A 22,024-nucleotide genomic window follows, 5' to 3' on the forward strand; every position below is an offset into this window, starting at 1 on the left:
TAGTTGTGACTAGCATCTGCTGGTATGGATGAGCAACTGCTCGACTGGGTCGAGCGGGTCTCCGCGTTCCTCACCGAGCAGTACGGCCAGCCGCCGATCGCGGGCCGGATACTGGGCTGGCTCATGATCTGCGACCCGCCCGAGCAGTCCGCGGCGCAGATCGCCGGGGCGATCGCCGCCAGCCGCGCCTCGCTCACCAGCAACATGCGCCTGCTGGTGGGCGCCGGCCTGGTCAGCAAGCGCACCCGCCGGGGCGAGCGGACCACGTACTTCCGGATGGAGGACGACGCGTGGGAGCGCGTGATCCGGGCGCGGATCGCCTCGCTGGCGTCGTTCCGGCAGCTCACGAAGGCGGGGCTGGACCTCGCCGGGCGCGCTGACCCGGCGCGCCTGCGGGACGCGGACCGGGCGTTCGCCTGGATGGCCGAGGTCTTCGAGCAGGCGAAGGGGCCCGGCGATGCCTGACGCGGTGGTGGTCGGCGGCGGGATCGGCGGCCTCACGGCGGCCATCGCGCTGCGGCGGATCGGCTGGTCGGTGACCGTGCTGGAGCAGGCGGCCGAGCTGCGGGAGGTCGGGGCGGGGCTGTCGCTCGCGGAGAACGCGATGCGCGCGCTCGACGTGCTCGGCATCGGGGACCGGGTCCGCCGCCACGCGGCGTCCTCGCAGGTCACCGGCAACCAGCGGCTGCCGTCGGGCCGGTACCTGCGGCGGTTCCGCGAGGGGCGTGACGTCCCGCTCGCCGCCTTCCACCGCGCCGAGCTGCACCGGGTCCTGCTCGACGAACTGCCCGCGGACCGCATCCGGACGGGCCGGCGGGTGACGGCGGTGCCGGAGGCGGATCTCGTCGTGGCGGCGGACGGGGTGCACAGCACCTTCCGTGACCTGCTGTGGCCGGACGCGCCGCGGCCGCGCAAGCGGTACACCGCCTGGCGAGGTGTCGTGGCGGGGATCGACGTCGAAGGCAGCTTCACCTTCGGCCGCGGCCGGTACTTCATGATCCACCCGTTGCCCGGCGGCCGGGCGTGCTGGGCGCTCGGGTCGAGCTCGGGCGGTCCGGAAACGGTGCGGGGGTGGCATTCGCCGATCCCCGAACTGCTCGCCGCGACGGACGCGGTCCTGCGCAACGACATCCTCGACCTCGGCCCGCTGCCGGCCTACACGCACGGCAACGTCGTCCTGCTCGGCGACGCCGCCCACGCCGTCACCCCCGACCTCGGGCAGGGCGCGTGCCAGGCGATCGAGGACGCGGTCACCCTCGCGGCGGCCCTGCGGAGCGCGCCGGTGCCGGACGCGCTCGCCCGCTACGACCGGGAACGCCTGCCGCGCACCAGGAAGATCGCCCGCACGGCCCGCCGCAAGGGGCGCGTGTCGGTCTCGCCGAGCCCGCTCGTGCACCGCCTCGTCGTCGCCGGCACCCGGTGGGTCCCGGACGCGGCGGTGCGCCGAAGCACCGCAGGGGTCTGGGACTGGTGGCCACCCCGACTAAGCTGAAGGGGGTGAGCGACCGTCCCGATCCGGAGCGCCTGCTGGCCGAGGCGTTGCGTGCGCAGGCGAGGAGCGCGCCACCCGCCGCGCGCGCCCCCGAGCTGCCGCCGCAGTACGGCCTGCTGTCCGGCACCGGCGACGGCGCGCTGGCGCGTGAACAGGCCGCGCTGGAGCCGCCCACGGTGCGGCACCCCGCCGTCCGGCCCAAGCCGCAGCCGGGGTCGTTGCCGACGCACTGGATCCTGTTGCTGTCGGTGCTGCTGGGGCTGGCGACCGGCGCGGTGATCGGCCTCATCACGCTGCTCTGAAGCCCACACAGGCAACACAGGGTCACCCTGTACCGTTTTGGTGTGATCCTCGCCGAGACCACGACCACGCTCGCCCTGATGCCGAAGTGGTTCAACCCGGAGTACCTGCTGACCCAGTTCGGCGCGTACGTGATCGTCGGGCTGTGCCTGGTCATCTTCATCGAGAGCAGCATCTTCCCGGTGCTGCCGGGTGACTCGCTGCTGTTCACCGCCGGCCTGTTCGTCGCGCAGGGCTCGATCCACGCGCCGCTGTGGCTGGTGTGCCTGCTGGTGAGCGTCGCCGCGCTGCTGGGGAACGTGGTCGGGTACTTCATCGGCTACAAGGCGGGGCCCGCGTTGTTCAAGCGGCCCGACTCCCGCTTCTTCAAACAGGAGTACGTCGACAAGACGCACGCGTTCCTGGAGAAGCACGGCCCGAAGGCGGTCGTGCTGGCGCGGTTCGTGCCGTTCGTGCGCACGTTCATCACGTGGATCGCGGGCGTCGGCCGGATGGACGCGAAGAAGTACTTCACCTACACGATCATCGGCGGCATCCTGTGGGCGGGCGGGATCACCGCGCTGGGGCACGTGCTGGGCAACATCTCGTTCATCAAGAACAACATCGAGGCGATCTTCATCCTGATCGTGCTCGTGTCGGTGGTGCCGCTGGTCGTCGAGTACGCCCGCAACCGCCGCGAGCGCAAGCACGCGGCCGCGAAGGCGCCGGCGGAGTCGGACGCCGAGGTCACGCAGCGGATCCCGCGCGTCGAGCGCTGACCGACCACGCACGCGAAGGCCGCCGCACCAGCTCGGTGCGGCGGCCTTTTCGCGTCAGGCGCCCGGGCTGCGGGTTGGCAACCCGAGGGCCACCAACGCCGCCAAGCCGAGGCACACCATCAGTACCGTTCGTCGTCCCGCATCCGCCGGAGCAGTTCTCCGCTTCCTGGTCCGTCCTGAGCGGGCCCTTGGGACGGGGAACCGGCTCTACGCTGCGGGCGACCACGGAGCCCCGCCCCTACTCCATCGAGAACATCGAGCCCGGGTTGAACAGGTTGTCCGGGTCCAGCGCCCGCTTGATCTGCCGGTGCACGCGGATTCCCACCGGGCCGATCTCGCGTTCCAGCCACTCGCGCTTGATCTTGCCGACGCCGTGCTCCCCGGTGACCGTGCCGCCCAGCGACAGCCCCACCTCGAGGATGTCGTCGAACGCCTTGCGGGCCCGCGCGAACTCGTCCTCCGAATCGGGCGCGTAGACGATCGTCGGGTGCATGTTGCCGTCGCCCGCGTGGCCGACGACGGCGATGCGCAGCCCGACCTCCCGGCTGATCCGCTCGCACCCCTGGATCAGCTCGGCGATCCGCGTCCGCGGCACGGACACGTCGTCGGTGAGCCACACCCCGTACTCCTCCAGCGCGGTGAGCACGACGCGCCGGGCCTGCATCAGCATGCGGCCCTCGGCCAGGTCGTCGGTCGCGTACGCCATCGTGGCGCCGCAGTCGTTGCAGATCTGCTCGATCGCGCTCAGCTCCCGCTGCGCCACCTCGCCACCCGAGTCGGACTGGCACAGCAGCAGCGCCTGGCAGTCGGAACCGGCGCCGAGATCGGTGTTGAGGTAGTGCTCGGCGGCCTTGATGGAGCTGGCGTCCATGATCTCCATCAGCGACGGCACGAGCCCCTCGCGCACCACCCGCGCGACCGCTTCGCCCGCCTTGTCGGTGTGGTCGAAACCGGCGACGAGCGTGCCCGGCGCCTGGGGCAGCGGGCGCAGCGCGACGGTGGCCTGCGTGATCACGCCGAGCGTGCCTTCGCTGCCGATGAACAGCTTCGTCAGGTCGTAGCCCGCGACCCCCTTGACCGTCCGGCGCCCGGTCTTCAGCAGCGAGCCGTCGGCCAGCACGACCTCCAGCCCCAGCACCGAATCGGTGGTCACGCCGTACTTCACGCAGCACAGCCCGCCGGCGTTGGTGGAGAGGTTGCCGCCGATCGTGCACCAGTCGTAGCTCGACGGGTCGGGCGGGTAGAACAGCCCGTGCTTCTCCACGGCGTTGCGGAAGTCGAGGTTGACGACCCCAGGCTGGACGACGGCGAGCCGGTTGCCGGGGTCGACCTCGAGGATCTTGTCGAACTTGGTCATCACCAGCACGACGCAGCCGTCGATGGCGTTCGCGGCGCCGGACAGCCCGCTGCCGGCGCCGCGGGGCACGATCGGCACCCCCGCCTCCGCGCAGGCGCGCACCGTCGCCTGCACCCCTTCGACGTCGGAGGGCAACACCACCGCCAGCGGCCGCCCGGACGGTGCCAGCGGCATCATGTCGCGCGAGTAACTGTCGACCACGTCGGTGTCGGTGAGGACGGCGTCCTTCCCGAGCGCTTCACGGAGTTCCGTCAGCAGTGCGTCGTTGCCCATGGACTCATCGTAGGACGACGGAGTCCGCAGTGCGGAAGAAAATTTCCGAACTTCAGCGGACGAAGCCGATGACCCGCTCGACGGGGATGCGCAGCACGAGCCGCCGGTCGGCGACCATCGCCTCGCGGTACTCCGTCCAGTCGGGGTGCTCGCCCGCCACCCTCCGGTACAGCTCGACCAGCTCCTCGACGGTCGCGTCGTGCGGGTCGGCGGCGACCGGGGTCAGTTCGGCGGCGCCTTCGACCACCGCGTACGACCAGCCGTCGGTGCTGCTGACGTGGTAGGTGGCGCGCGGGTCCCGGCGCAGGTTCTTCGTCTTGGCGCGGCCGTCGGTGATCGACACCAGGATCCGCCGCGTTTCGGCGTCGAAGAAATGGGTCACATTGGACAGCTGGGGCCGGCCGTCGCGGCGGATGGTGGCGAGTACCCCGAACGGGCGGTTCGCGAGCAGGTCGAGCAGGGCGGGATCAGGCGTCATACCGAGATTGTCGTACCCCCGGTCTACCGTCGGCACCAGGCGCGAGGGGTGAACGGTGCGAAACGGACAGATCACCCCAGAGTAATTCACTTGCCTAAGGCAACTAAAGTGTTCTACGACACAGGACAGTTATTTGAGTGGCGCAACCAACCACTTCAGGTGCATCCTTGCTTAGGGCAACTAGTTGCAGCGGCCAATTAAGCGTGCGAAGAGAGTGATGACATGGCACCTGCCACGACGGAAGCGGCCCGCACCGCGGCCGAGCTCGACGTCGCCGACGAACTCGGGGTGCAGCTCGTCCGCTTCGTGCGGCTGATCAACAAGGCCAAGTCCCAGGTGGCCAAGCAGGGGCCCGACGGGATCGAGCGGGCGGCGTACGCCATCCTGTTCCACCTCATCCACGACGGTCCGCAGCGCACCAGCAAGCTGGCCGAGGCGCTGCACGCCGAGATCTCCACGATCAGCAGGCAGAGCAGCTCGCTGGTCCAGCACGGACTGGTCGAGCGCCAGTCCGACCCGGAGGACGGCCGCGCGTGCCTGCTGGCACCGACGGCAGAGGGGCTGCGGGTCTTCGAGGAGAACCGCAGGCAGCGCAACCGGTGGCTGGCCGACGTGCTGGCCGACTGGCCGGAGGAGGACCGGCAGACGCTCAACCGGCTGCTGGACCGGCTCAACTCCGGTATCGAGACAAGCATTCCGCAGGTGGCCGACCAGGGGTCGGCTCAGAGCAAGGGGGCTGACGCATGACGAGTTCCACCCGACAACCGGCGGCACCCACGGGGGGTGCGGTGCCCGCCGGCGAGGCGAGGCTGAGCCACCGGCAGATCATGACCGTGCTGAGCGGTCTGCTGCTGGGCATGTTCCTGGCCGCGCTCGACCAGAACATCGTGAGCGTGGCGATCGTGAAGATCGCCAATGACCTCAACGGGTTCAGCGAGCAGGCGTGGGCGACCACGGCGTACCTGATCACCGCGACCATCGCGACGCCGCTGTACGGCAAGCTGTCCGACATCTACGGCCGCAAGCCGTTCTACCTCACCGCGATCGCGTTGTTCGTGGTCGGTTCGGCGGCCTGCACGTTCGCCACCTCGATGTACGAGCTGGCCGCCTTCCGCGCGTTCCAGGGTCTCGGTGCCGGTGGCCTGATGTCGCTGGCGTTCACGATCATCGGCGACATCGTGCCGCCGCGTGAACGCGTGCGCTACCAGGGCTACTTCATGATGGTCTTCGGCTCGGCCACCGTGCTCGGCCCGGTGCTCGGCGGGTTCTTCTCCGGCTTCGAGACGCTCGGCGGGCTGCACGGCTGGCGCTGGGTCTTCCTGATCAACGTGCCGATCGGCGTCCTCGCGCTGTTCGTGGTCGCGCGGGTGCTCAACATCCCGCACCAGAAGCAGCCGCAGCGGATCGACTGGTTCGGCGCGATCGCGCTCGCGGTCGCCGTGGTGCCGCTGCTGCTGGTCGCCGAACAGGGCCGCACGTGGGGCTGGGGCTCCACCCGCGCGGTCATCTGCTACGCGGTGGCGGCGTTCGGCGTGGTGCTGTTCATCTTCGTCGAGTACGTCATGAAGGACGCGGCGCTCATCCCGCTGCGCCTGTTCCGGAACTCGACGTTCAGCGTGGTCATCGCGGGCGGCACGATCGTCGGTGTCGCGATGTTCGGTGGCATCACCATGGTCCCGCAGTACTTCCAGGTGGTGCGTGGTTACTCGCCCACCGAGGCGGGTCTGCTGATGCTGCCGCTCGTGCTCGGCATCATGATCGGCTCGCAGCTGTCGGGCCGGATCACCGCGAAGACGGGGCGGTACAAGTTCCTGCCGGTCGTCGGCACGCTGATCATCGCGATCGGCGCGGTGCTCTACGCGCAGGTCCACTTCGACAGCGCGCTCTGGCAGCCGCTGGTGTACGCGCTGATCATCGGGCTCGGCCTCGGTGGCTGCATGCAGACGCTGGTCATCGCGGCGCAGAACGCCGGCCCGCGCAGCGACATGGGTGTGTCCACCGCGTCGGCGACGTTCTTCCGCCAGATGGGCGGCACCCTGGGTGTCGCGGTGTTCCTGACGATCCTGTTCAACCTGCTGCCGGGCCGGATCGCGGACGCCTTCGGCGGCACCCTGCCGCCGCAGTTCAACGGGAACCAGCTCAACGCGCTGCAGTCGAACACGAGCGCGCTGGCGAACCTGCCCGAGGCCATCAAGAACCCGATCCTGACCGGGTTCACCAACTCGATGCACGGCGTGTTCTACGTGGCCGCCGGGTTCGCGCTGCTGGCGTGCCTCGTGCTGCTGTTCATGCGGGAGATCCCGCTGAGCGGCGGCCCGAGCCCGGCCGCGGCGCCGGCCGAGGGTGGCGCGGTGCCGCCGGAGGCGGCGCAGGCCGCGGCCGAGGCCGACAACGCGACCTGGGCCGACGCCGACGCGGCGCTCGAGGCGGAGGACCGTGAACCGGCGCTCGTCGGCGGCAGGCACGCCGCCCCGAGCGAGACCAACGGGCACGGCAACTACGAGCTGGCGGCCCAGACGGCGCCGTTCGCCACGGCGACGACCGGGATGAGCAGCCCCGTCGACACCGACGGCCAGCCCATCAGCGGGCACATCCGCCGCCAGGACGGTTCGTCCGTGCTCGGTGCGGCGCTCACGCTGATCGACCAGCGCGGCCGCCAGGTCGCGCGGGCCACGGCGGGTGCCGACGGCGGCTACACGATCAACGCGCCCGGCGCGGGCACGTACGTGCTGATCGTGTCGGCGGGCGGGCACCAGCCGCAGGCCTCCAGCGTCGTCGTCGGCCAGGGCCCGGCGCGGCTGGACCTGACGCTGATCGGCTCGGGTGAGGTGAGCGGCATCGTCCGGGTCGCCGGGCGGGAGACCCCGCTCGCCGGTGTGACGGTCACGCTGACCGACTCGCGGGGTGAGGTCACCGGTGCCTCCATCACCACCGCGGAGGGTGCGTACACCTTCCACGGCGTCGGTGCCGGGACGTACACGCTGGTCGCGAGCGCCGAGCGGATGCGCCCGGTCGCGTTGATGCTGACCGTGCCCGAAAGCGGCGTGCTGCGGCAGGACGTCGAGCTGGCCTCGGCGGTCGTGCTCGCCGGTACCGCCCGCACGGACGGCGACCGCGTCGTCCCCGACGCCCGCATCACCGTGCTGGACGCGGAGGGCAACGTCGCGGCGGTCGCCCGCACCGACTCGGAGGGCCGCTACGTGGTGAGCGACCTCCCGGAGGGTGATTACACCGTGGTCGCGAGCGGGTACCCCCCGGCGACCAGCCAGGTGAACCTGCTGGGCGGCGAGGCCACGCACGACGTGCGCCTCGGGTACGAGCAGGTGATCGACGAGTTCGGCGGCGAGCAGGCATGAGTAGCGGATTGCACGCGCAGATCCAGACGGCCGAGGGGTGGGCCGTGTCGGGTGCGGTGCTGACCGTCACCGACATGACCGGCCAGCAGGTCGCGAGGGCCGAGTCCGACGCGAAGGGAGTGGTGGACACCCCGCCGCTCCCGCCGGGCCTGTACACCGCGGTGCTCACCGCCGCGGGGTACAACCCGGTGGCGCGCACGGCGCAGATCGGCTCGGACGGCACCGGCTCGCTCGGGGAGATCCCCCTGGCGCCGATGGCCGGTTCGGTCGAGCTGCCCCCGGCGGGCCCGTGGACGATCGACCCGGTGCACTCCACCGTCGTCGCCACGGCCCGGCACCTGGGCATCGCGAGCATCCGGGCGCGCTTCTCCGAGGTCAGCGGCCGGATCGTGGTGAGCAGGCCGGTCGAGCAGTCCTCGGTGCACGCCGAGATCAAGGCGGCGAGCCTGGACAGCGGCATCAAAATGCGGGACGACCACCTGCGGTCGCCGGACTTCCTGGACGTCGAGTCGTACCCGACGATCGCGTTCGAGAGCACCGGCCTGCGGCAGCGGGGCACGGACAGCTGGAAGCTGGCCGGGTACCTGACGCTGCACGGCCAGCGCCGCGAGGTCGAGCTGGACCTGACGTACGGCGGCTGGGGCCCGGACCCGTGGGGCGGCGTCCGCGCCGCGTTCCACGCCGAGACCCAGCTGCACCGGAACGACTTCGCGATCAACTACAACGCGATGGTCCGCGCCGGGGTGGCCGCGATCGGCACCACGGTGAAGGTCGAAATCGACGTCGAAGCGGTGCAGGGCGAGTCGCTGCCGCAGATGTAGTACCTGGTGGGGCGCCCCGGACGAGCCGTCCGGGGCGCCTCGTCTTTGATAACGGATACCGCAATTCCACCCTTCGGCTGACTGCCGCTTGCGTTCGCCACGTAGGCTTCGCCGGGTGAGTTCCGTCTACGCCGCCTCCGAAGGCTTGGGTGTGAGCTGGCTGGACACCGCCGGCCCGGTGCTGGTGTGGGTGATCGTGCTCAGTTTCGTGTTCGTCGAATGCGCGCTGATCATCGGCCTGTTCCTCCCGGGCGACTCGCTGCTGTTCGCGGCGGGTGTCGTGCTGGCCTCCCACGGCGCCGACGCCAACGCCTGGCTGCTGTCCCTCGCGGCACTGGTCGTCGCGGTGGTGGGCAACCAGGTCGGCTACTACATCGGCAGGCACACCGGCACCCGGTTCATCGCCCGGCGCGGGGGGCGCGTGCTCAACCGCGGCAACCTGGAACGGGCGCGTGCCTTCCTGGACCGCAAGGGCTTCTTCGCGATCGTCGCCGCCCGCTGGATCCCGTGGGTGCGCACGCTGGCGCCGCTCATCGCGGGTGCCGCCAGGATGGATCCCCGCCGGTTCATGGCCGCGACGACGCTCGGCGGCCTGCTGTGGGTGCCGACGCTGGTGTTGCTGGGCTACTACGGCGCCGGCCTGCTCGACGCGCTGCCGTGGGTCAAGACGGTCGTCGTGTGGCTTTCGGTGGCGTTCTTCGTCGGCGGCACGGCGTTCGGCGTGATCCGCTACCGCCAGGAGATGCGCCGCCCCGTCGACGACCCCGGCCGCGGCGAACCCGGTTCCGAACTCCGCGAAGCCGCCTGAGGCTCGCGCCTGGGCAGCAGGAGCGGTGTGGCGAGCAGCAGGACGCCGGAGACGGCGATCGCCGCGAGCGCGCTGGTGAGCGTCGCGAGGACGCCCCAGACGACCATGAGCGCCGCCTGGGCGAGTTTGCCGCTGACACTCCACGCGGTGAGCACCCGTGCGGCGCGTTCCGCGGGCGTGCGCTGGAGGCGTTCCGTGGCGTAGAGGGGGTTGAACACCCCCATGCACGTGATCAGCAGCCCTTCGACGGCGATGACCGTGAGCAGGCCTGCGAGGCCCGGCCGCGTGAAGGCGAGCCCAAGCGGGGAGAGCGAGCGCAGCCACCCCGAGACGACCATGACCCGGTGCCTGCCGTAGCGGGTCACAAGGCGGGATGACAGGCGGGCGCCCGCGAACCCGCCGACGGCGGGCAGCCCGAAGGCGAGCCCGTACTGCCAGGCCGGGAAGTGGTACTCGCCCAGCAGCAGGACGGCCAGCAGCGGGAGGGTCGCCATGATCAACCCGCCGACGGCCACGGAGTTGAAGAACAGGCGCCGCAGCACGGCGTCGCGGAGGATGAACCGCCAGCCGTCCAGGAGTTCCGCCGCGCGCAGCCTGCCGTCCCGTGCCCTGGGTGCCGCGACGTCGCCGGCGCGGATGCGGAGGATGCCGAGCGCGGACAGCAGGTAGCTCACCGCGTCCGCGGCGACAGTGACGACCGGGCCGAACAGCCCGACCAGCGCGCCGCCCAGCGGCGGTCCCGCCGCGGTCGCCACCCAGCTCGTGCCCTCGAACCGGGCGTTCGCGACGAGCAGGTGATCGCGGTGGACGAGGTGCTTGAGGTACGCGCCGGACGCCGCGGTGAAGGCGATGTTCGCGGTCCCCGTGACGACCGAGACGAGCAGCAACTGGCCGTAGGACAGCAGGCCCAGCAGGTACGCGAGCGGCACGCTCGCCATCGCGAGGAAACGGAGCAGGTCCATCGTGATCATCACGGGGCGTTTGGCGCGGTGCTCCACCCACGGCCCGAGCGGGACCGCGGCGAGCGCCGCGACGGCGAGCCCCGCGGCTTCCAGGAGCGAGACGGCGAACGCGGGCGCGTCCAGGACGCGGACCGCGAGGAGCGGGAACGCGCCGAAGGCGATCCAGGTGCCGTAGGTGCTCACGGCGTAGGCCGACCACAGCAGGCCGAAGCCGGTCCCCAGTTTCACGTGCACAGTCCAGCAGTGAGCAGGAACCTGGATCAAACAACCGGCCCACCGGCGAGCCACAACCTCCAGTTGGGGCTTCTAAGCTCGCGGCGTGGACACCGAGGCGCTGCGGTCGTTCGTCAGGGCGGCCGAGCTGGGGCAGCTGCAGCACGCGGCCGACGAGCTGGGCGTGACGCAGCAGGCGGTCTCGAAGCGCATCGCGGCCCTGGAACGGGAGCTGGCGGTCCGCCTGTTCACCCGCACCGCGCGGGGTGTCGAGCTGACCTTCGACGGCCAGGCGTTCCTCCCCCACGCGCGGACCGTCGTCGCGGGCGTGGAGCGTGGCATCGCCGCGGTCAGACGGGAGTCGCGGGCGCTGCGGATCGACGTGCTCGGCTTCCGCAGCGCGCAGGCCGTCATCCTCCACGACTACTGGCGGGCACATCCCGAAACCGAACTCGACGTCGTCACCCTGCGGGCCGACGACCCGCACGTGGCGGTCGCCGCCGTGCGGGCAGGCGACATCGACGCCTCGTTCCGCAGCGTCACCGATCCGGCCACGCTGCCCCGCGACGTGCGGATGGTGCACGTGCTGGACTTCCCGCTGGAGCTGCTCGTCGGCCCGGCGCACCCGCTCGCCTCCGCGCGCACCCTCACCCCGGCGCAGCTGCGCGGGCACCGGATCTGGGTGCCGGGCATCGCGCCGCGCAGCGAGTGGGCGGAGTTCTACGAGGAACTGGCCGCCGACCTCGACCTCCCCATCGACGGCACCGGTCCGAACTTCGGCGTCGAAGTGCTGCTCGAAACCCTCGCCGATTCCCCGGAGGTGGCCACCCTCGTCGGCGCGCGCGACCGCCTCGTCTGGCCTGCGACCTACGGCCTGCGCCGCATCCCGGTCGAGCGGCCGACGATCGCGTACCCGCTCTCGCTCCTGTGCCGCAGGGCCGATCCGCACCCCGGGCTACGCGCGATCATCGACCACTTCCGCGGCCTGGCAACGGTTCCCGCACCGGCCTGGCGGCCGTCCTGGCGTGGCCGCTAGGACTCGGGATCCGCCCAGACCTCCAGCTGGATGCCGTCCGGATCGCGGAACACGACGACCGCGGACCCGGGCAGCGTGCGCGACGCCTTCGCCGGGGTGTACGTCACGCCGTACTCCGCCAGCCGGCTTTCCCACTCCTTCAGCTCCCCGTAGGAGTCCACGGTGAAGGCCACGTGGTCCAGGCCCGTGCGCCGCTCGTCGAAGTCACCGCGTTCGGTGTCGGGGTGCTGCACCAGCACCACGGAGAACTCACCGGGGCCACCGCGCAGCACGACCTTCCTGATGCCGGTTTCGGCGTCCTCGCGGCGGGCCACCTCCTTCAGATCCAGCACCCGCTCGTACCACGGGACACTGCGATCCACGTCCGTCACCGTGAGTGCCAGGTGGTGCACGCCGGTCAGCGTGGACATATCGGCAGCCGTCCTTTCTCTTCCCCACGGGCAAGGCTACCGAGGACGCCGAGCTGTAAACGCTTTCTCGCGGATCTGTGGACAACTCCGCGAATTACTCACATCTTGTGGACAACTTCAGCGTCCGCCGCCCACCGTCAGCACCGCCCCCGTGACGTACGAGGCCGCCGGGGACAGCAGCCACAGCACGGCTTCCGCGATCTCCCCGGGCTGCCCCGCCCGGCCGAGCGGGATCGTCGGCGCGAGGCGCGTGATCCGGTCCGGTAGGCCGGCCGCCGCGTGCAGGCCGGTGTCCACCAGCCCCGGAGCGACCGCGTTGACGCGGATGCCCTCGCGCGCCACCTCGTTCGCCAGGCCCACGGTGAGCGTCTCGACGGCGGCTTTGCTGGCGGCGTAGTGCGTCCACTCGCCCGGCGAACCCGTGCGAGCAGCCGTGGAGGACACGTTCACGATCACGCCACCGGAACCGCCGTACCGCGTGGACATCCGCCGCACGGCCTCCTGGCAGCTGAAGATCACGCCCGCCACGTTCACGTCCAGCACGCGGCGCACGACCTCGGGACTCTGTTCGTCCAGCCGTCCCGGCGTGTTCCCCGTGACAGCCGCGTTGTTGACCACGCCGGTCAGGGGGCCCAGCTCCGCCGCCGCGTCGAACAGCTCCGCCACGTCCTCCGCGGAGGCCACGTCGGCACGCACCGTCAACGCCTGCCGCCCGTGGGTGCGCACCGCGGCAGCCACCTCTTCCGCGGCCTGCCCGTCGGAGGCGTAGTTCAGCACCACGTCGTGCCCGCGTTCGGCCGCCAGCACCGCCAGCACCGCCAACGCCGCCCCGACGCCCCGGCTCGCGCCGGTGACCAGGAGCGTCATATGGCGAAGTTGACCAGCGGCATGTTCTCCAGCACGAGGTCCGCCCGCTGCGCGCTCGGCGCGATCAGGTCCGCGTTGCGCTGGTCGCTGCCCAGCGCGCGCTTGCGGGCCTCCACCAGCGAACGGCCGTACCGCCGGTGCCGCGTCACCAGGCGCTCGATGCGGTCGTGCTCGTCGGGCGCCAGGAACCACGCCTCGTCGAGCAGCGGGCGCACCCCGCTCCACGGCTCCTCGTCCAGCAGCAGGTAGTTGCCCTCGGTGATGACGAGCCGCACCTCCGGCGCCACCGGCACCGCACCGGCGATCGGCTCCTCGATCTCCCGCCGGAATTCGGGCGCGTACACCAGCTCGGTGCCCGCCTTGATCCGCGACAGCAGGTTGACGTAGCCGTGCGCGTCGAACGTGTCGGGCGCGCCCTTGCGGTCCGTGCGGCCCAGTCGGTGCAGTTCGGCCTGCGCCAGGTGGAACCCGTCCATCCCGACCACGGTCGCCCGGTTGCCGAGGGCGTTCGCCAGCCCCCACGCGAGCGTGGTCTTGCCCGAAGCCGGCGCCCCGACGATGCCCAGCACCGTCCGCCCGCCGCGCGCCACCAGCGCCTCGGCCCGCTCCAGCAGCTCTTCGAACGACGTCATCGCTTTCCCATCCTTCCCACCCACGCCCGCGGGCCGACGTGCCGCACCCGTTCGGCCGCGACCTCGTTGGCGTACCGGATCAGCTCCGGCAGTTCGAACCTCCCGACACCGTAAGCGAGTGCCCCGTGCCAGACGTCGCCTGCACCGAGCGTGTCCCGGGCATCGACCGCGGGCACCGGCACCTCGCCCGCACCCGTCGCCGTCCGCCAGCGCACCGGCTCCGGCCCCGCCGTGGTGATCACCGTGTGCACCCCGCGTTCGAGCAGGTCCGGCGCGGGGGCGCGGAAGTGCGCCGAGCACGCCGCGATGTCGACCAGCGGCAGCAGGTCGTCGAGCACCGGTTTCCAGCTGCCGGCGTCGAGCACCACGGGAATCCCGCGTGCCCGCGCCCACCGTGCGGTGCGCAGCGCCAGCGCCGGGTGGTGCCCGTCGACGAGCACCGCGCTGACCTCCTCGACCACCCACGGCTCGCCTGTCACGGCAGGACTGTGAGCCGCGTTGCGTGAAACGACCGTACGCTCGCCGTCGCGATCCCGGACGGCGACGGCGCTCAACGCGGGCGGCTCGGCGAAATCCGGGGCCACGTCGACGACCTCGACCCCGCACGCGGCGAGGTCCGCGCGGGCGAGACCGGCGAGCGGGTGCGAGCCGAGCACGGTCAGCAGCGTGGCCTTCCCGCCCAGCGCCGCGACCGTCACCGCCGCGTTCGTCGCCGGGCCGCCCGCCGCGACGGCCACCGACAGCGACTGGACCTTCTCGCCGGGTGCGGGCAGCTCGGCCACCCGCTGCACGACGTCGATCGTGCACAACCCGGCGAGCAGCACCGTCATGCCGACAGCCCCCGCGACACCGCCGACTCGACCACCTCGCCGTTCTCGTCGACCTCCAGCGCGCCGGTGATCAGCCCGACGACCTGGTTCATCGACGTCGTCTTCGGCGACACCACCGCGACCCGCCGCCCGAGGCGGTGCACGTGGATCCGGTCGGCGATGTCGAAGACGTGCGGCATGTTGTGGCTGATCAGCACGACCGGCAGCCCGCGCTCGCGGATGCGGTCGATCAGCGCGAGCACGCGCGCCGACTCGGCGACACCGAGTGCCGCCGTCGGCTCGTCCATGATCACGGCCTTGGTGCCGAAGGCGGCCGCGCGCGCCACCGCGACGCCCTGCCGCTGCCCGCCGGACAACGTCTCGACCGGCTGCGTGATCGACTTGATCTTGATGTCCAGCTCGTCGAGGACGCGCTGCGCCTCCGCGCGCATCTTCGCGGTGTCGAGCTTGCGGATCAGCCCGAGCGGCCCGCGGCGCCGGATCTCCCGCCCCAGGAACATGTTCGACGCGATGTCCTGCGCCGGGGACAGCGCGAGGTCCTGGTACACGGTCTCGATGCCGTAGCGGCGGGCGTCGATCGGCGTGCGGAAGTGCACGGTCTCGCCGTCCACCTTGATCTCACCGGCGTCGGGCACCAGTGCCCCCGACAACGCCTTGATCAGGCTGGACTTCCCGGCGCCGTTGTCGCCCACGACGGCCAGCACCTCGCCGGGCAGCAGGTCGAAGTCGGCGCCGTCGATCGCCGTCACGTGCCCGTAGCGCTTCACCAGGCCACGGGCGGAGAGGGTGGGAGTGGTCATCGCTGCCTCCTCGCGATCCGGTCGACGGCCACCGCGGCGATCACCAGCGCACCGGTCGCCAGGTCCTGGTACAGCGAGTCCACCCCCAGCTGGGACAGCCCGGACTGCAGCACCGTCACGATCAGCGCGCCGACCATCGTGCCCAGCACCGAACCACGCCCACCGAACAGCGACGTGCCGCCCAGGACGACCGCCGTGATCGACTGCAGGTTGCCCAGCTGGAAGGCGTTCGGGTCGGCGTTGGGGATGCGCCCCAGCGCCTGCCACGCGGCGATCCCGAAGACCACCCCGGCGACGACGTACACCGAGATCAGCGTGCGGTTGACCTTGATGCCGGACAGCCGGGCCGCCTCGGCGTTGTCCCCGACGGCGTAGACGTGCTTGCCCCACGCCGTGCGGGTGAGCGCGTACCACACGCCCAGGTACATCAGCAGCGCCACGGTCATGCCGTAGGTGACCGGGATGCCGCCGAACAGGTAGCGCTGCGTCCCCAGCCAGGTGAGCACGCCGTGCTCGGTGACGGGCACGGCCTGGCCGCTCGCGACGAGCTTGTCGCCCGCGGTGAGCATCGTGAAGAAGCCCAGGGTGACGATGAACGGCGGCAGCTTGACCTTCGTGACCAGCGAGCCGATCACCAGCCCGAGGCCCAGCGTCACGAGGACCCCGATGACCAGCGCGAAGATGCCGGGCATCCCGCCGGCGAACAGCTTCGCCATGATCAGCGTCGCGAGCACCATCGCCGAGGCGTTGGACAGGTCGATGCCCGCGGTGAGGATGATCAGCGTCTGCCCGAGCGCGAGCGTGCCCACGACGAGCGCCTGGTTGACCATCAGCGACAGGTTGTCCAGTTCCAGGAACCGGTCCGTGGACACCGAGAATACGATCATCGCGACGACGAGCGCGAGCGCGGGCCCCGCGGCGGGCGCGCGCAGGAAGAACTCGCCGACGGTCTCCCGCTGCCGGACGGGTGCGGTGGTGGCGGTCATTTCGTCCCCCAGCAGTTCTCCAGGCCCCACGCCGTCGTCTGGCTGGGCACCCCTGGCATCGGCTTGTCCGTGATCACCGCGGAACCGGTGTCGATGAACCCGCTGGGCTTCTTGCCGGTCTTGGCGTACTCGATCGCCGCCTTGACGCCCTCCTCGGCCATCTTGCGCGGGAACTGCATGACTGTCGCGGCGTACTGCCCGTCACGCACGTTCTCCACGCCCTGGCAGCCGCCGTCGATGGAACCCATGACCACGTGCAGGCCGCGGGCCTGCAGCGCCGCGAAGGCGCCCCGCGCGGTCGGCTCGTTCATCGTGTAGACGGCGTTGATGTCGGTCGAGCGCTGCAGCAGGTTCTCCATCTTCTGCTGCGCGATGCTCTGGTCGCCGTTGGCGGGTTCGCGCCCGACGATCGCCGGGTCCCCGTCCTTGAGCCCGATCCCTTCGAGGAAACCGTTGTGGCGGTAGGTGTCCACGGTGCTGCCCGCGGTGCCGTCGATCATGATCAGCTTCGGCGGGGTGCCGCCGAGCGCCGCCTTCACGTACTGGCCCTGCTGCCTGCCGGCGGCGACGTTGTCGGTGGCGAACGTGGCGTCCACCGCGCTCGCCGGTTCCGTCGCCGTGTCCAGCGCGATCACGAGGATGCCGGCCTTGCGGGCGCGGTCGATGGCGTCGAGCACGCCGGTGGAGGAGTTGGGCGTGATCAGGATCGTGGTCGCGCCCTGCTGCATGAGGTTCTCGATCGCGCGGACCTGGCCGTCGTTGTCCCCGTCGAACTGGCCGGCGAGCGCGACGAAGTCGGCGCCCCCCGCCTGCGCGGCCGCGCTCGCGGCGTTGCGCAGTTCGACGAAGTACGGGTTCGTGTTGGTCTTGGTGACGAGGCCGACCTTGGCCTTGCCGCCGCCACCGCCACCGGAACTGCCGCCCCAGTGGCGCTCGACCGTGCACCCGCTCGTGGTCACCGCCAGCGTGGCGGCCACGAGCAGGCACAGGAGACTGCGGTGTCTCACGTGACCTCCCCATCGAGGCTGGACCTTGCTGAACCCGGAACCTAGAGATCTTTATGCTGTTCTCGCAAGCGTTTGCGCAAACGCTTGCCGGAAGATCTTGACAGGAGCACGGATGCCGCAGCCGAAGTCCGCGAGGCCGACCCAGCGGGACATCGCCGAGCTGGCCGGAGTTTCGATCACCACCGTCTCACACGTGGTGAACGGCACGCGTCCGGTGGCGCCGGAGACGAAGGCCGCGGTGCTCGCGGCGATCGAGAAGACGGGCTACACGGGTGACGCGATCGCCCGTTCCCTGGTCACGGGTGGCACGCGGTCGATCGGGGTGGCGATCTCCCTGTTCGCCAACCCGTACTTCGCGGCGCTGATGCAGGCCATCGAGCGCGAAGCCGCGTCGGCGGGGTACACGGTGCTGCTCGCCGACACGCACGACACGGTCGCCACGGAGCAGGACACCGTACGCACGCTTCGCTCGCGACGCGTCGAGGGCCTGCTTCTCACGCCGTCACCGGGCGACGGGGCGGTGATCAGCGAACTGGTGTCGCTCGGGGTGCCCGTGGTGCTGGTGGACCGGCTCACCACCCGCACCGACGTGGACCAGGTGGGGTCGGAGAACATCCAGGCGACGTCCGCGCTGACGGAGCACCTGGCGTCGCTGGGGCACCGGCGCATCGGGCTGGTCGCCGGCGCGCCGGGGCTGAGCACGAGCGAGGAGCGGACGCTGGGTTACCGGCTGGGGCTGGGGCGCGCCGGGTTGTCGTGGAACCCGGAACTGGTGGTGAGCGGCCAGTCCTCGAAGGCGGGTGGCTCGGCGGCGCTGCGGCGGCTGATGGAGCTGTCGGACCCGCCCACGGCGCTCGTGGTCGCCAACGACGTGATGATGGTCGGCGTGCTGCACGAGGCGCGGCAGCGGGACCTGCGCGTCGGCCGGGAGTTCGGCATCGTGGGCTACGACGACGCCGAGTGGGCGGATCTGGTCGAGCCGCCCCTGACGACGATGGCCCAGCCGATCGAGGAGATCGGCCGCCGCGCGGTGCGGTTGCTGCTGTCGCGGATCTCGGACCCGAACCGCCCGCCGGAGACGCTGCGCCTGCCGCCGCGCCTCATGCACCGCCACTCGTGCGGCTGCTGAGCGGAACGGCGAACGACGCCGCTCGACTGCGCGGCACCAGGACGAGCCGGATCGCGCCGGCCGGGTGGCGCCCGTGCTCGGTCGCCCACGCCCGGAACGCTTCGATGGCCGCCTCGGCGGCGGCCCCACCCTCGCCCACGCACGGCAGGAACGCCTCCTCGTGCGCGGCTTCCACGCGCAGCGTGAGATCCGGGAACTCCGCGGCGATGTCCCGCGCGTCGTCCGGCGGGACGGGCCAGCACCACTCGACCGGTCCGTCGCTGTCCTCGCTCACTTCGCCGTGGTAGATCAGGAAGGGGTCGCCGTCGCGCGGCACCCCACGGCGCAGCCGGGAGATGAACAGTTCCCGGCCCACGGGCACCAGTTCCGCCGGCCGCACGTGGCGGATGGACGTGAGCAGCGTGCGTGCGGGCAGCTCCCGGACGGTGACCTCGGGCATCTCGGTTTTCCTTCCGCGCAGGCGGTTCACGAGGTGACCGGCCAGCTCACGCCGTGCCGCGTGCTCGGCCTCGACGTCGCCCCAGTGCGCGGCGATCGCCTCGCCCGCTTCCGCCGCGGGCAGGGCCAGGATCTCCTTGATCCTGGCCAGCGGCACGCCGATCCGGCGCAGCGACGCGACCAGGCGGGCCTCGTCCAGCTGTGCCGGGGCGTACCACCGGTAACCGCTTTCCGGCGCGACATGGGCGGGACGCAGCAGGCCGAGTTCGTCGTAGAGCCGCAGCGCCTTCGGTGACAGCCGCGACAGGCGGGCGAATTCGCCGATGCTCAGCCGGTCCATGACGTCACTGTGCGCCCTGCCCGAAGGGGAAGGTCAAGCCAGCGTCGCCGCTGCTTCGAACAGCAGCCACGCGCCCACCTGCACCGACAGGTCCCGCGAGTGTTCGTCCGGCGCGGGTTGTGACCACTCGGACGGGAACAGCGGGCCGCCCAGGGCTTCCGCCGCGTGTTCACGGCAGGCGCGCGCCGAGTCGAGCACGAGGGTCCTCGCCGCGTCGGCCTCGGGGCCCGTCAGTCGCTGAGCCGCGAGTGCCAGGTATCGCGCCAGTATCCCCGCGAACAACCCGCCGTCGCCGCCGCCCTGTCCACGGAGGACACCGCCGGGCGCGCAGTGCGCGGCAACCGCGCGCACCGTCCGCGCGGCGGCGTCCACTTCGGACAGCTCCAGTGCGGCACCGAGGAAAACTCCTTGGCAGTACGTGTAAATCGCCTTCACCAGCTCGTGGTCGTCCACCCGGAGGCCGTCCCACACCAACCCCGTGTCCGGGTCCACGAGCGTGGAATCCATCCAGGAGAACAACTCCCGTGCCCGCTCGGTCTCTCCGACGCGTGCGTGCAGGATCGCGGCCGGGCCGTTGGAAGGCGCGTTCTTGAACCGATCGCCCTTACGCCACCAGATCCCGCCGCCACCGTCTGGAGTCCACGCGCTGCGCAACTCGGCGAGGATCGGCTCGACGTCCCGGCCCGCGCGCTGCATCGCCAGCCCCAGCCACGCCATGTCGTCGTAGTAGTCGTTGGTCCACTTGCCGAAGTTGCGCAGCCGCACCGACGAGGAGAACCGGCCGATCACCGCGTCACGGGCGGGAGTGGGGTCACGGTGCTGGGCGTCGACCAGGCAGTCCAGCAGGTGCGCCTGCCACCAGTAGTTCCAGTGCCAGTGCACGCGCTGGCCCGGGCTCGGCGGCCAGCCGCTGCGGCCGAGGATCGTGCCCGGCAGCAGCCACACGCGCCGCAGGTGACGCGTGACGATCGCCCGTTCGGCTTCGGCGGCCCACTCGCGGTACATGCCCCCATCTCACCAGGAGCGGGACAGGTCCGCGTGCTGACGGATCCACGCGTGCATCACGATCCCGGCGGCCACCCCGGCGTTGATCGACCGCGTGGTGCCGAACTGGGCGATGGACACCACGAGCGACGCGGCCTCCTGCGCCTCCGCCGACAGCCCCGGCCCCTCCTGCCCGAACAACAGCACGCATTCCCGTGGCAGCTCGGCGGTTTCCACGGGAACCGAGCCGGGGGTGTTGTCCACGGCGACGACCGCCAGCCCGCGCCCGGCGGCGAACGCCGTCAGCGACGCGACGTCCGGGTGGTGTTCGAGGTGCTGGTAGCGGTCGGTCACCATCGCGCCGCGCCGGTTCCAGCGGCGGCGGCCGACGATGTGCACGGCGGCCGCGGCGAAGGCGTTGGCGGTGCGGACGACCGTGCCGATGTTGTGGTCGTGCTGGAAGTTCTCGATCGCGACGTGGAACGGGTGCCGCCGGGTGTCGACGTCCGCGACGATCGCCTCGCGCCGCCAGTAGCGGTACGCGTCGACGACGTTGCGGCGGTCACCGTTCGCGAGCAGCTCCGGGTCGTAGCGCTCGTCGTCCGGCCAGGGGCCCTGCCACGGGCCGACGCCGACCTCCTCGCGGGCGGTCCACTCGGTCGGCCCGGCCTCGTCCAGTTCCACCCCGCGATTTTCGCTCAGGCCTGGCGCATGCGGTGCGCCGGTGCGGAGTCGCGGTGCTTGTACCGGGTCCACGCGCCGACGTAGGAGAAGATCACGATGGCCAGCGCCGTGACCGCGACCAGCGGCAGCAGCGAGCGCGGGATGACCGTGCCGTACAGGTAGTAGGCGTTGAACCCGCCGGGCAGCGGGCCCAGCCCCTGCAGGCCGCGGAAGTAGTCCTCGAGCGCGGTCAGCGGGCACGGGATCGGGAAGACGTTGACGGCGACGCCCCAGAGCGCGAAGAAGACGTGCACGAAGATGCTCTTCGGCCACCGCCACGCCAGGAACCCGCCGAGCCCGATGTAGAGCAGCGCCATGATGTGGATGGCGACCGTCACGTCCGCCAGCACCGTCGCCGTCGACACCCCGACCTCCCCCTTTCACAGTCCCCTTACCTGCGACGGTACTCCGGGTTCCCTGAGAAAGGTCGACTAAAAGATGTGACGCTTGATCGACGAGGCGTCAGGCGAGGCCGAGATCGTCGGCGGTGAGCAGGTACCGGTACGGCAGCCCGGCCTTCTCGATCGCCTCGCGGGCGCCGGTGTCCCTGTCCACGACGGTGGCGACGCCGACGACCTCCGCGCCCGCTTCGCGCAGCGCCTCGACGGCGGTGAGCACGCTGCCCCCCGTCGTGGAGGTGTCGTCGACGGCCAGCACGCGCTGCCCCGACACCTCGATGCCCTCGATCCGGCGCTGCATCCCGTGCTGCTTGGCGGCTTTGCGGACGACGAACGCGTCGAGGACCATCCCGTCGCACGCCGCGGAGTGCAGCATCGCGGTGGCGACCGGGTCGGCGCCGAGCGTCAGCCCGCCGACGGCGACGTAGTTCCAGTCCTCGGTGAGCTGGCGCAGCAGCTTGCCGATCAGGGGGGCGGCGGCGTGGTGCAGCGTGGCGCGCCGCAGGTCGACGTAGTAGTCGGCCTCCTTGCCCGAGGAGAGGGTGACCTTGCCGTGCACCACCGAGAGCTCCGTGACGAGCCGGGCCAGTTCCAGTTTCGCGTCCTGATCGATCCCCACGGGGGCA

Annotated in this window: 25 protein-coding genes; 10 read left to right on the forward strand and 15 right to left on the reverse strand. The window is 71.3% G+C overall.

From position 1 onward, the window contains the following. Nucleotides 1-24 precede the first annotated feature (24 nt). From ABFX51_RS15995 to ABFX51_RS16010, 4 genes are read left to right on the forward strand one after another with little or no spacing between them, the layout of a single operon-like run. Nucleotides 25-465, forward strand: a complete 441-nt coding sequence (locus tag ABFX51_RS15995; RefSeq protein ID WP_091507927.1) for a GbsR/MarR family transcriptional regulator — start codon at nucleotides 25-27, stop codon at nucleotides 463-465. Further along, the gene (locus ABFX51_RS16000) at nucleotides 458-1,492 is read left to right on the forward strand and encodes an FAD-dependent monooxygenase (protein WP_245783078.1); all 1,035 of its coding nucleotides are present in this window, start codon (nucleotides 458-460) and stop codon (nucleotides 1,490-1,492) included. The genes ABFX51_RS15995 and ABFX51_RS16000 overlap by 8 nt, the downstream gene beginning before the upstream one ends. A 5-nt stretch (nucleotides 1,493-1,497) precedes the next feature. After that, nucleotides 1,498-1,794, forward strand: coding sequence for a hypothetical protein (locus ABFX51_RS16005; RefSeq protein ID WP_091507930.1), 297 nt, complete (start codon nucleotides 1,498-1,500; stop codon nucleotides 1,792-1,794). 42 nt (nucleotides 1,795-1,836) lie between these two features. Beyond that, a complete protein-coding gene (locus tag ABFX51_RS16010; RefSeq protein ID WP_091507931.1) occupies nucleotides 1,837-2,550 on the forward strand; it encodes a DedA family protein in 714 nt (237 codons plus the stop codon). 238 nt (nucleotides 2,551-2,788) lie between these two features. Here ABFX51_RS16010 and ABFX51_RS16015 read toward each other — a convergent pair whose 3' ends face one another. Both ABFX51_RS16015 and ABFX51_RS16020 read right to left on the reverse strand, forming a co-directional pair. Next, the gene (locus tag ABFX51_RS16015) at nucleotides 2,789-4,180 is read right to left on the reverse strand and encodes an FAD-binding oxidoreductase (RefSeq protein WP_177228719.1); all 1,392 of its coding nucleotides are present in this window, start codon (nucleotides 4,178-4,180) and stop codon (nucleotides 2,789-2,791) included. A gap of 52 nt (nucleotides 4,181-4,232) precedes the next feature. After that, on the reverse strand, nucleotides 4,233-4,658 hold the full coding sequence (locus ABFX51_RS16020; protein ID WP_346054128.1) for a PPOX class F420-dependent oxidoreductase: 426 nt from the start codon (nucleotides 4,656-4,658) through the stop codon (nucleotides 4,233-4,235). Between the two features lie 222 nt (nucleotides 4,659-4,880). On the opposite strand from ABFX51_RS16020, the gene ABFX51_RS16025 reads away from it, so the two are divergent. From ABFX51_RS16025 to ABFX51_RS16040, 4 genes are all read left to right on the forward strand, one after another. After that, nucleotides 4,881-5,405: a MarR family winged helix-turn-helix transcriptional regulator gene (locus ABFX51_RS16025; protein ID WP_091507939.1), complete on the forward strand. Its 525-nt coding sequence runs from the start codon at nucleotides 4,881-4,883 to the stop codon at nucleotides 5,403-5,405. Next, the gene (locus ABFX51_RS16030) at nucleotides 5,402-8,014 is read left to right on the forward strand and encodes an MFS transporter (protein WP_091507941.1); all 2,613 of its coding nucleotides are present in this window, start codon (nucleotides 5,402-5,404) and stop codon (nucleotides 8,012-8,014) included. The genes ABFX51_RS16025 and ABFX51_RS16030 overlap by 4 nt, the downstream gene beginning before the upstream one ends. Continuing rightward, nucleotides 8,011-8,835 carry a YceI family protein gene (locus ABFX51_RS16035; RefSeq protein WP_091507943.1) on the forward strand — a complete coding sequence of 275 codons (825 nt, stop codon included), beginning with the start codon at nucleotides 8,011-8,013 and terminating at the stop codon, nucleotides 8,833-8,835. The genes ABFX51_RS16030 and ABFX51_RS16035 overlap by 4 nt, the downstream gene beginning before the upstream one ends. Nucleotides 8,836-8,950: 115 nt before the next feature. Further along, complete coding sequence (locus ABFX51_RS16040) at nucleotides 8,951-9,643, forward strand: DedA family protein (protein ID WP_091507946.1); 693 nt, start codon at nucleotides 8,951-8,953, stop codon at nucleotides 9,641-9,643. Here ABFX51_RS16040 and ABFX51_RS16045 read toward each other — a convergent pair. Further along, complete coding sequence (locus ABFX51_RS16045) at nucleotides 9,565-10,827, reverse strand: MFS transporter (protein ID WP_218153473.1); 1,263 nt, start codon at nucleotides 10,825-10,827, stop codon at nucleotides 9,565-9,567. The genes ABFX51_RS16040 and ABFX51_RS16045 overlap by 79 nt on opposite strands. A 97-nt stretch (nucleotides 10,828-10,924) precedes the next feature. On the opposite strand from ABFX51_RS16045, the gene ABFX51_RS16050 reads away from it, so the two are divergent. Beyond that, on the forward strand, nucleotides 10,925-11,854 hold the full coding sequence (locus ABFX51_RS16050; protein ID WP_091507951.1) for a LysR family transcriptional regulator: 930 nt from the start codon (nucleotides 10,925-10,927) through the stop codon (nucleotides 11,852-11,854). Here ABFX51_RS16050 and ABFX51_RS16055 read toward each other — a convergent pair. The 7 genes from ABFX51_RS16055 to ABFX51_RS16085 form a co-directional block, all read right to left on the reverse strand. After that, on the reverse strand, nucleotides 11,851-12,264 hold the full coding sequence (locus ABFX51_RS16055) for a VOC family protein (RefSeq protein ID WP_091507954.1): 414 nt from the start codon (nucleotides 12,262-12,264) through the stop codon (nucleotides 11,851-11,853). The two genes, ABFX51_RS16050 and ABFX51_RS16055, sit on opposite strands and share 4 nt — an antisense overlap. 117 nt (nucleotides 12,265-12,381) lie before the next feature. After that, complete coding sequence (locus tag ABFX51_RS16060) at nucleotides 12,382-13,131, reverse strand: SDR family oxidoreductase (protein ID WP_091507956.1); 750 nt, start codon at nucleotides 13,129-13,131, stop codon at nucleotides 12,382-12,384. Further along, nucleotides 13,128-13,763, reverse strand: a complete 636-nt coding sequence (locus ABFX51_RS16065; protein WP_091507958.1) for a nucleoside/nucleotide kinase family protein — start codon at nucleotides 13,761-13,763, stop codon at nucleotides 13,128-13,130. Before ABFX51_RS16065 ends, ABFX51_RS16060 begins: the two co-directional genes overlap by 4 nt. Next, complete coding sequence (locus ABFX51_RS16070; protein WP_177228720.1) at nucleotides 13,760-14,593, reverse strand: PfkB family carbohydrate kinase; 834 nt, start codon at nucleotides 14,591-14,593, stop codon at nucleotides 13,760-13,762. The genes ABFX51_RS16065 and ABFX51_RS16070 overlap by 4 nt, the downstream gene beginning before the upstream one ends. Further along, nucleotides 14,590-15,393: an ATP-binding cassette domain-containing protein gene (locus ABFX51_RS16075; protein WP_091507961.1), complete on the reverse strand. Its 804-nt coding sequence runs from the start codon at nucleotides 15,391-15,393 to the stop codon at nucleotides 14,590-14,592. Before ABFX51_RS16075 ends, ABFX51_RS16070 begins: the two co-directional genes overlap by 4 nt. Further along, nucleotides 15,390-16,379 carry an ABC transporter permease gene (locus ABFX51_RS16080; RefSeq protein ID WP_091507964.1) on the reverse strand — a complete coding sequence of 330 codons (990 nt, stop codon included), beginning with the start codon at nucleotides 16,377-16,379 and terminating at the stop codon, nucleotides 15,390-15,392. The genes ABFX51_RS16075 and ABFX51_RS16080 overlap by 4 nt, the downstream gene beginning before the upstream one ends. Next, nucleotides 16,376-17,386, reverse strand: a complete 1,011-nt coding sequence (locus ABFX51_RS16085; RefSeq protein ID WP_091507967.1) for a substrate-binding domain-containing protein — start codon at nucleotides 17,384-17,386, stop codon at nucleotides 16,376-16,378. Before ABFX51_RS16085 ends, ABFX51_RS16080 begins: the two co-directional genes overlap by 4 nt. A gap of 112 nt (nucleotides 17,387-17,498) precedes the next feature. On the opposite strand from ABFX51_RS16085, the gene ABFX51_RS16090 reads away from it, so the two are divergent. Then, nucleotides 17,499-18,515 (forward strand): LacI family DNA-binding transcriptional regulator, encoded by a 1,017-nt coding sequence (locus tag ABFX51_RS16090; protein ID WP_091507970.1) that lies wholly within the window; start codon nucleotides 17,499-17,501, stop codon nucleotides 18,513-18,515. On the opposite strand, the gene ABFX51_RS16095 is transcribed toward ABFX51_RS16090, so the two are convergent. The 5 genes from ABFX51_RS16095 to pyrE all read right to left on the reverse strand — a co-directional run bounded on the left by ABFX51_RS16095 (nucleotide 18,487) and on the right by pyrE (nucleotide 22,011). Next, nucleotides 18,487-19,293: a MerR family transcriptional regulator gene (locus ABFX51_RS16095; protein WP_346054129.1), complete on the reverse strand. Its 807-nt coding sequence runs from the start codon at nucleotides 19,291-19,293 to the stop codon at nucleotides 18,487-18,489. The two genes, ABFX51_RS16090 and ABFX51_RS16095, sit on opposite strands and share 29 nt — an antisense overlap. 33 nt (nucleotides 19,294-19,326) lie before the next feature. Then, on the reverse strand, nucleotides 19,327-20,298 hold the full coding sequence (locus ABFX51_RS16100) for a glycoside hydrolase family 76 protein (RefSeq protein WP_346054130.1): 972 nt from the start codon (nucleotides 20,296-20,298) through the stop codon (nucleotides 19,327-19,329). 9 nt (nucleotides 20,299-20,307) lie between these two features. Then, nucleotides 20,308-20,961, reverse strand: coding sequence for a TrmH family RNA methyltransferase (locus ABFX51_RS16105; protein ID WP_091507977.1), 654 nt, complete (start codon nucleotides 20,959-20,961; stop codon nucleotides 20,308-20,310). 14 nt (nucleotides 20,962-20,975) lie between these two features. Continuing rightward, entirely contained in the window at nucleotides 20,976-21,365 is a 390-nt protein-coding gene (locus ABFX51_RS16110) for a DUF2784 domain-containing protein (RefSeq protein ID WP_346054131.1), read from the reverse strand. 97 nt (nucleotides 21,366-21,462) lie between these two features. Continuing rightward, nucleotides 21,463-22,011, reverse strand: coding sequence for an orotate phosphoribosyltransferase (pyrE, locus tag ABFX51_RS16115; RefSeq protein ID WP_091508399.1), 549 nt, complete (start codon nucleotides 22,009-22,011; stop codon nucleotides 21,463-21,465). Nucleotides 22,012-22,024: the final 13 nt, after the last annotated feature.

The organism is Amycolatopsis dongchuanensis (genome assembly GCF_039542405.1).
GTDB lineage: Bacteria > Actinomycetota > Actinomycetes > Mycobacteriales > Pseudonocardiaceae > Amycolatopsis_E > Amycolatopsis_E sacchari.

Excerpts from the sequence above, each read along its gene's own strand:
- ABFX51_RS16070 (WP_177228720.1), bottom strand. The coding sequence starts at position 14,593 with ATGACGGTGCTGCTCGCCGGGTTGTGCACGATCGACGTCGTGCAGCGG.
- ABFX51_RS16015 (WP_177228719.1), bottom strand. The coding sequence starts at position 4,180 with ATGGGCAACGACGCACTGCTGACGGAACTCCGTGAAGCGCTCGGGAAG.
- ABFX51_RS16065 (WP_091507958.1), bottom strand. The coding sequence starts at position 13,763 with ATGACGTCGTTCGAAGAGCTGCTGGAGCGGGCCGAGGCGCTGGTGGCG.
- ABFX51_RS16060 (WP_091507956.1), bottom strand. The coding sequence starts at position 13,131 with ATGACGCTCCTGGTCACCGGCGCGAGCCGGGGCGTCGGGGCGGCGTTG.
- ABFX51_RS16000 (WP_245783078.1), top strand. The coding sequence starts at position 458 with ATGCCTGACGCGGTGGTGGTCGGCGGCGGGATCGGCGGCCTCACGGCG.
- ABFX51_RS16100 (WP_346054130.1), bottom strand. The coding sequence starts at position 20,298 with ATGTACCGCGAGTGGGCCGCCGAAGCCGAACGGGCGATCGTCACGCGT.
- ABFX51_RS16080 (WP_091507964.1), bottom strand. The coding sequence starts at position 16,379 with ATGACCGCCACCACCGCACCCGTCCGGCAGCGGGAGACCGTCGGCGAG.
- ABFX51_RS16020 (WP_346054128.1), bottom strand. The coding sequence starts at position 4,658 with ATGACGCCTGATCCCGCCCTGCTCGACCTGCTCGCGAACCGCCCGTTC.
- ABFX51_RS16090 (WP_091507970.1), top strand. The coding sequence starts at position 17,499 with ATGCCGCAGCCGAAGTCCGCGAGGCCGACCCAGCGGGACATCGCCGAG.
- ABFX51_RS16025 (WP_091507939.1), top strand. The coding sequence starts at position 4,881 with ATGGCACCTGCCACGACGGAAGCGGCCCGCACCGCGGCCGAGCTCGAC.
- ABFX51_RS16075 (WP_091507961.1), bottom strand. The coding sequence starts at position 15,393 with ATGACCACTCCCACCCTCTCCGCCCGTGGCCTGGTGAAGCGCTACGGG.
- ABFX51_RS16095 (WP_346054129.1), bottom strand. The coding sequence starts at position 19,293 with ATGGACCGGCTGAGCATCGGCGAATTCGCCCGCCTGTCGCGGCTGTCA.
- ABFX51_RS16030 (WP_091507941.1), top strand. The coding sequence starts at position 5,402 with ATGACGAGTTCCACCCGACAACCGGCGGCACCCACGGGGGGTGCGGTG.
- ABFX51_RS15995 (WP_091507927.1), top strand. The coding sequence starts at position 25 with ATGGATGAGCAACTGCTCGACTGGGTCGAGCGGGTCTCCGCGTTCCTC.
- ABFX51_RS16035 (WP_091507943.1), top strand. The coding sequence starts at position 8,011 with ATGAGTAGCGGATTGCACGCGCAGATCCAGACGGCCGAGGGGTGGGCC.
- ABFX51_RS16055 (WP_091507954.1), bottom strand. The coding sequence starts at position 12,264 with ATGTCCACGCTGACCGGCGTGCACCACCTGGCACTCACGGTGACGGAC.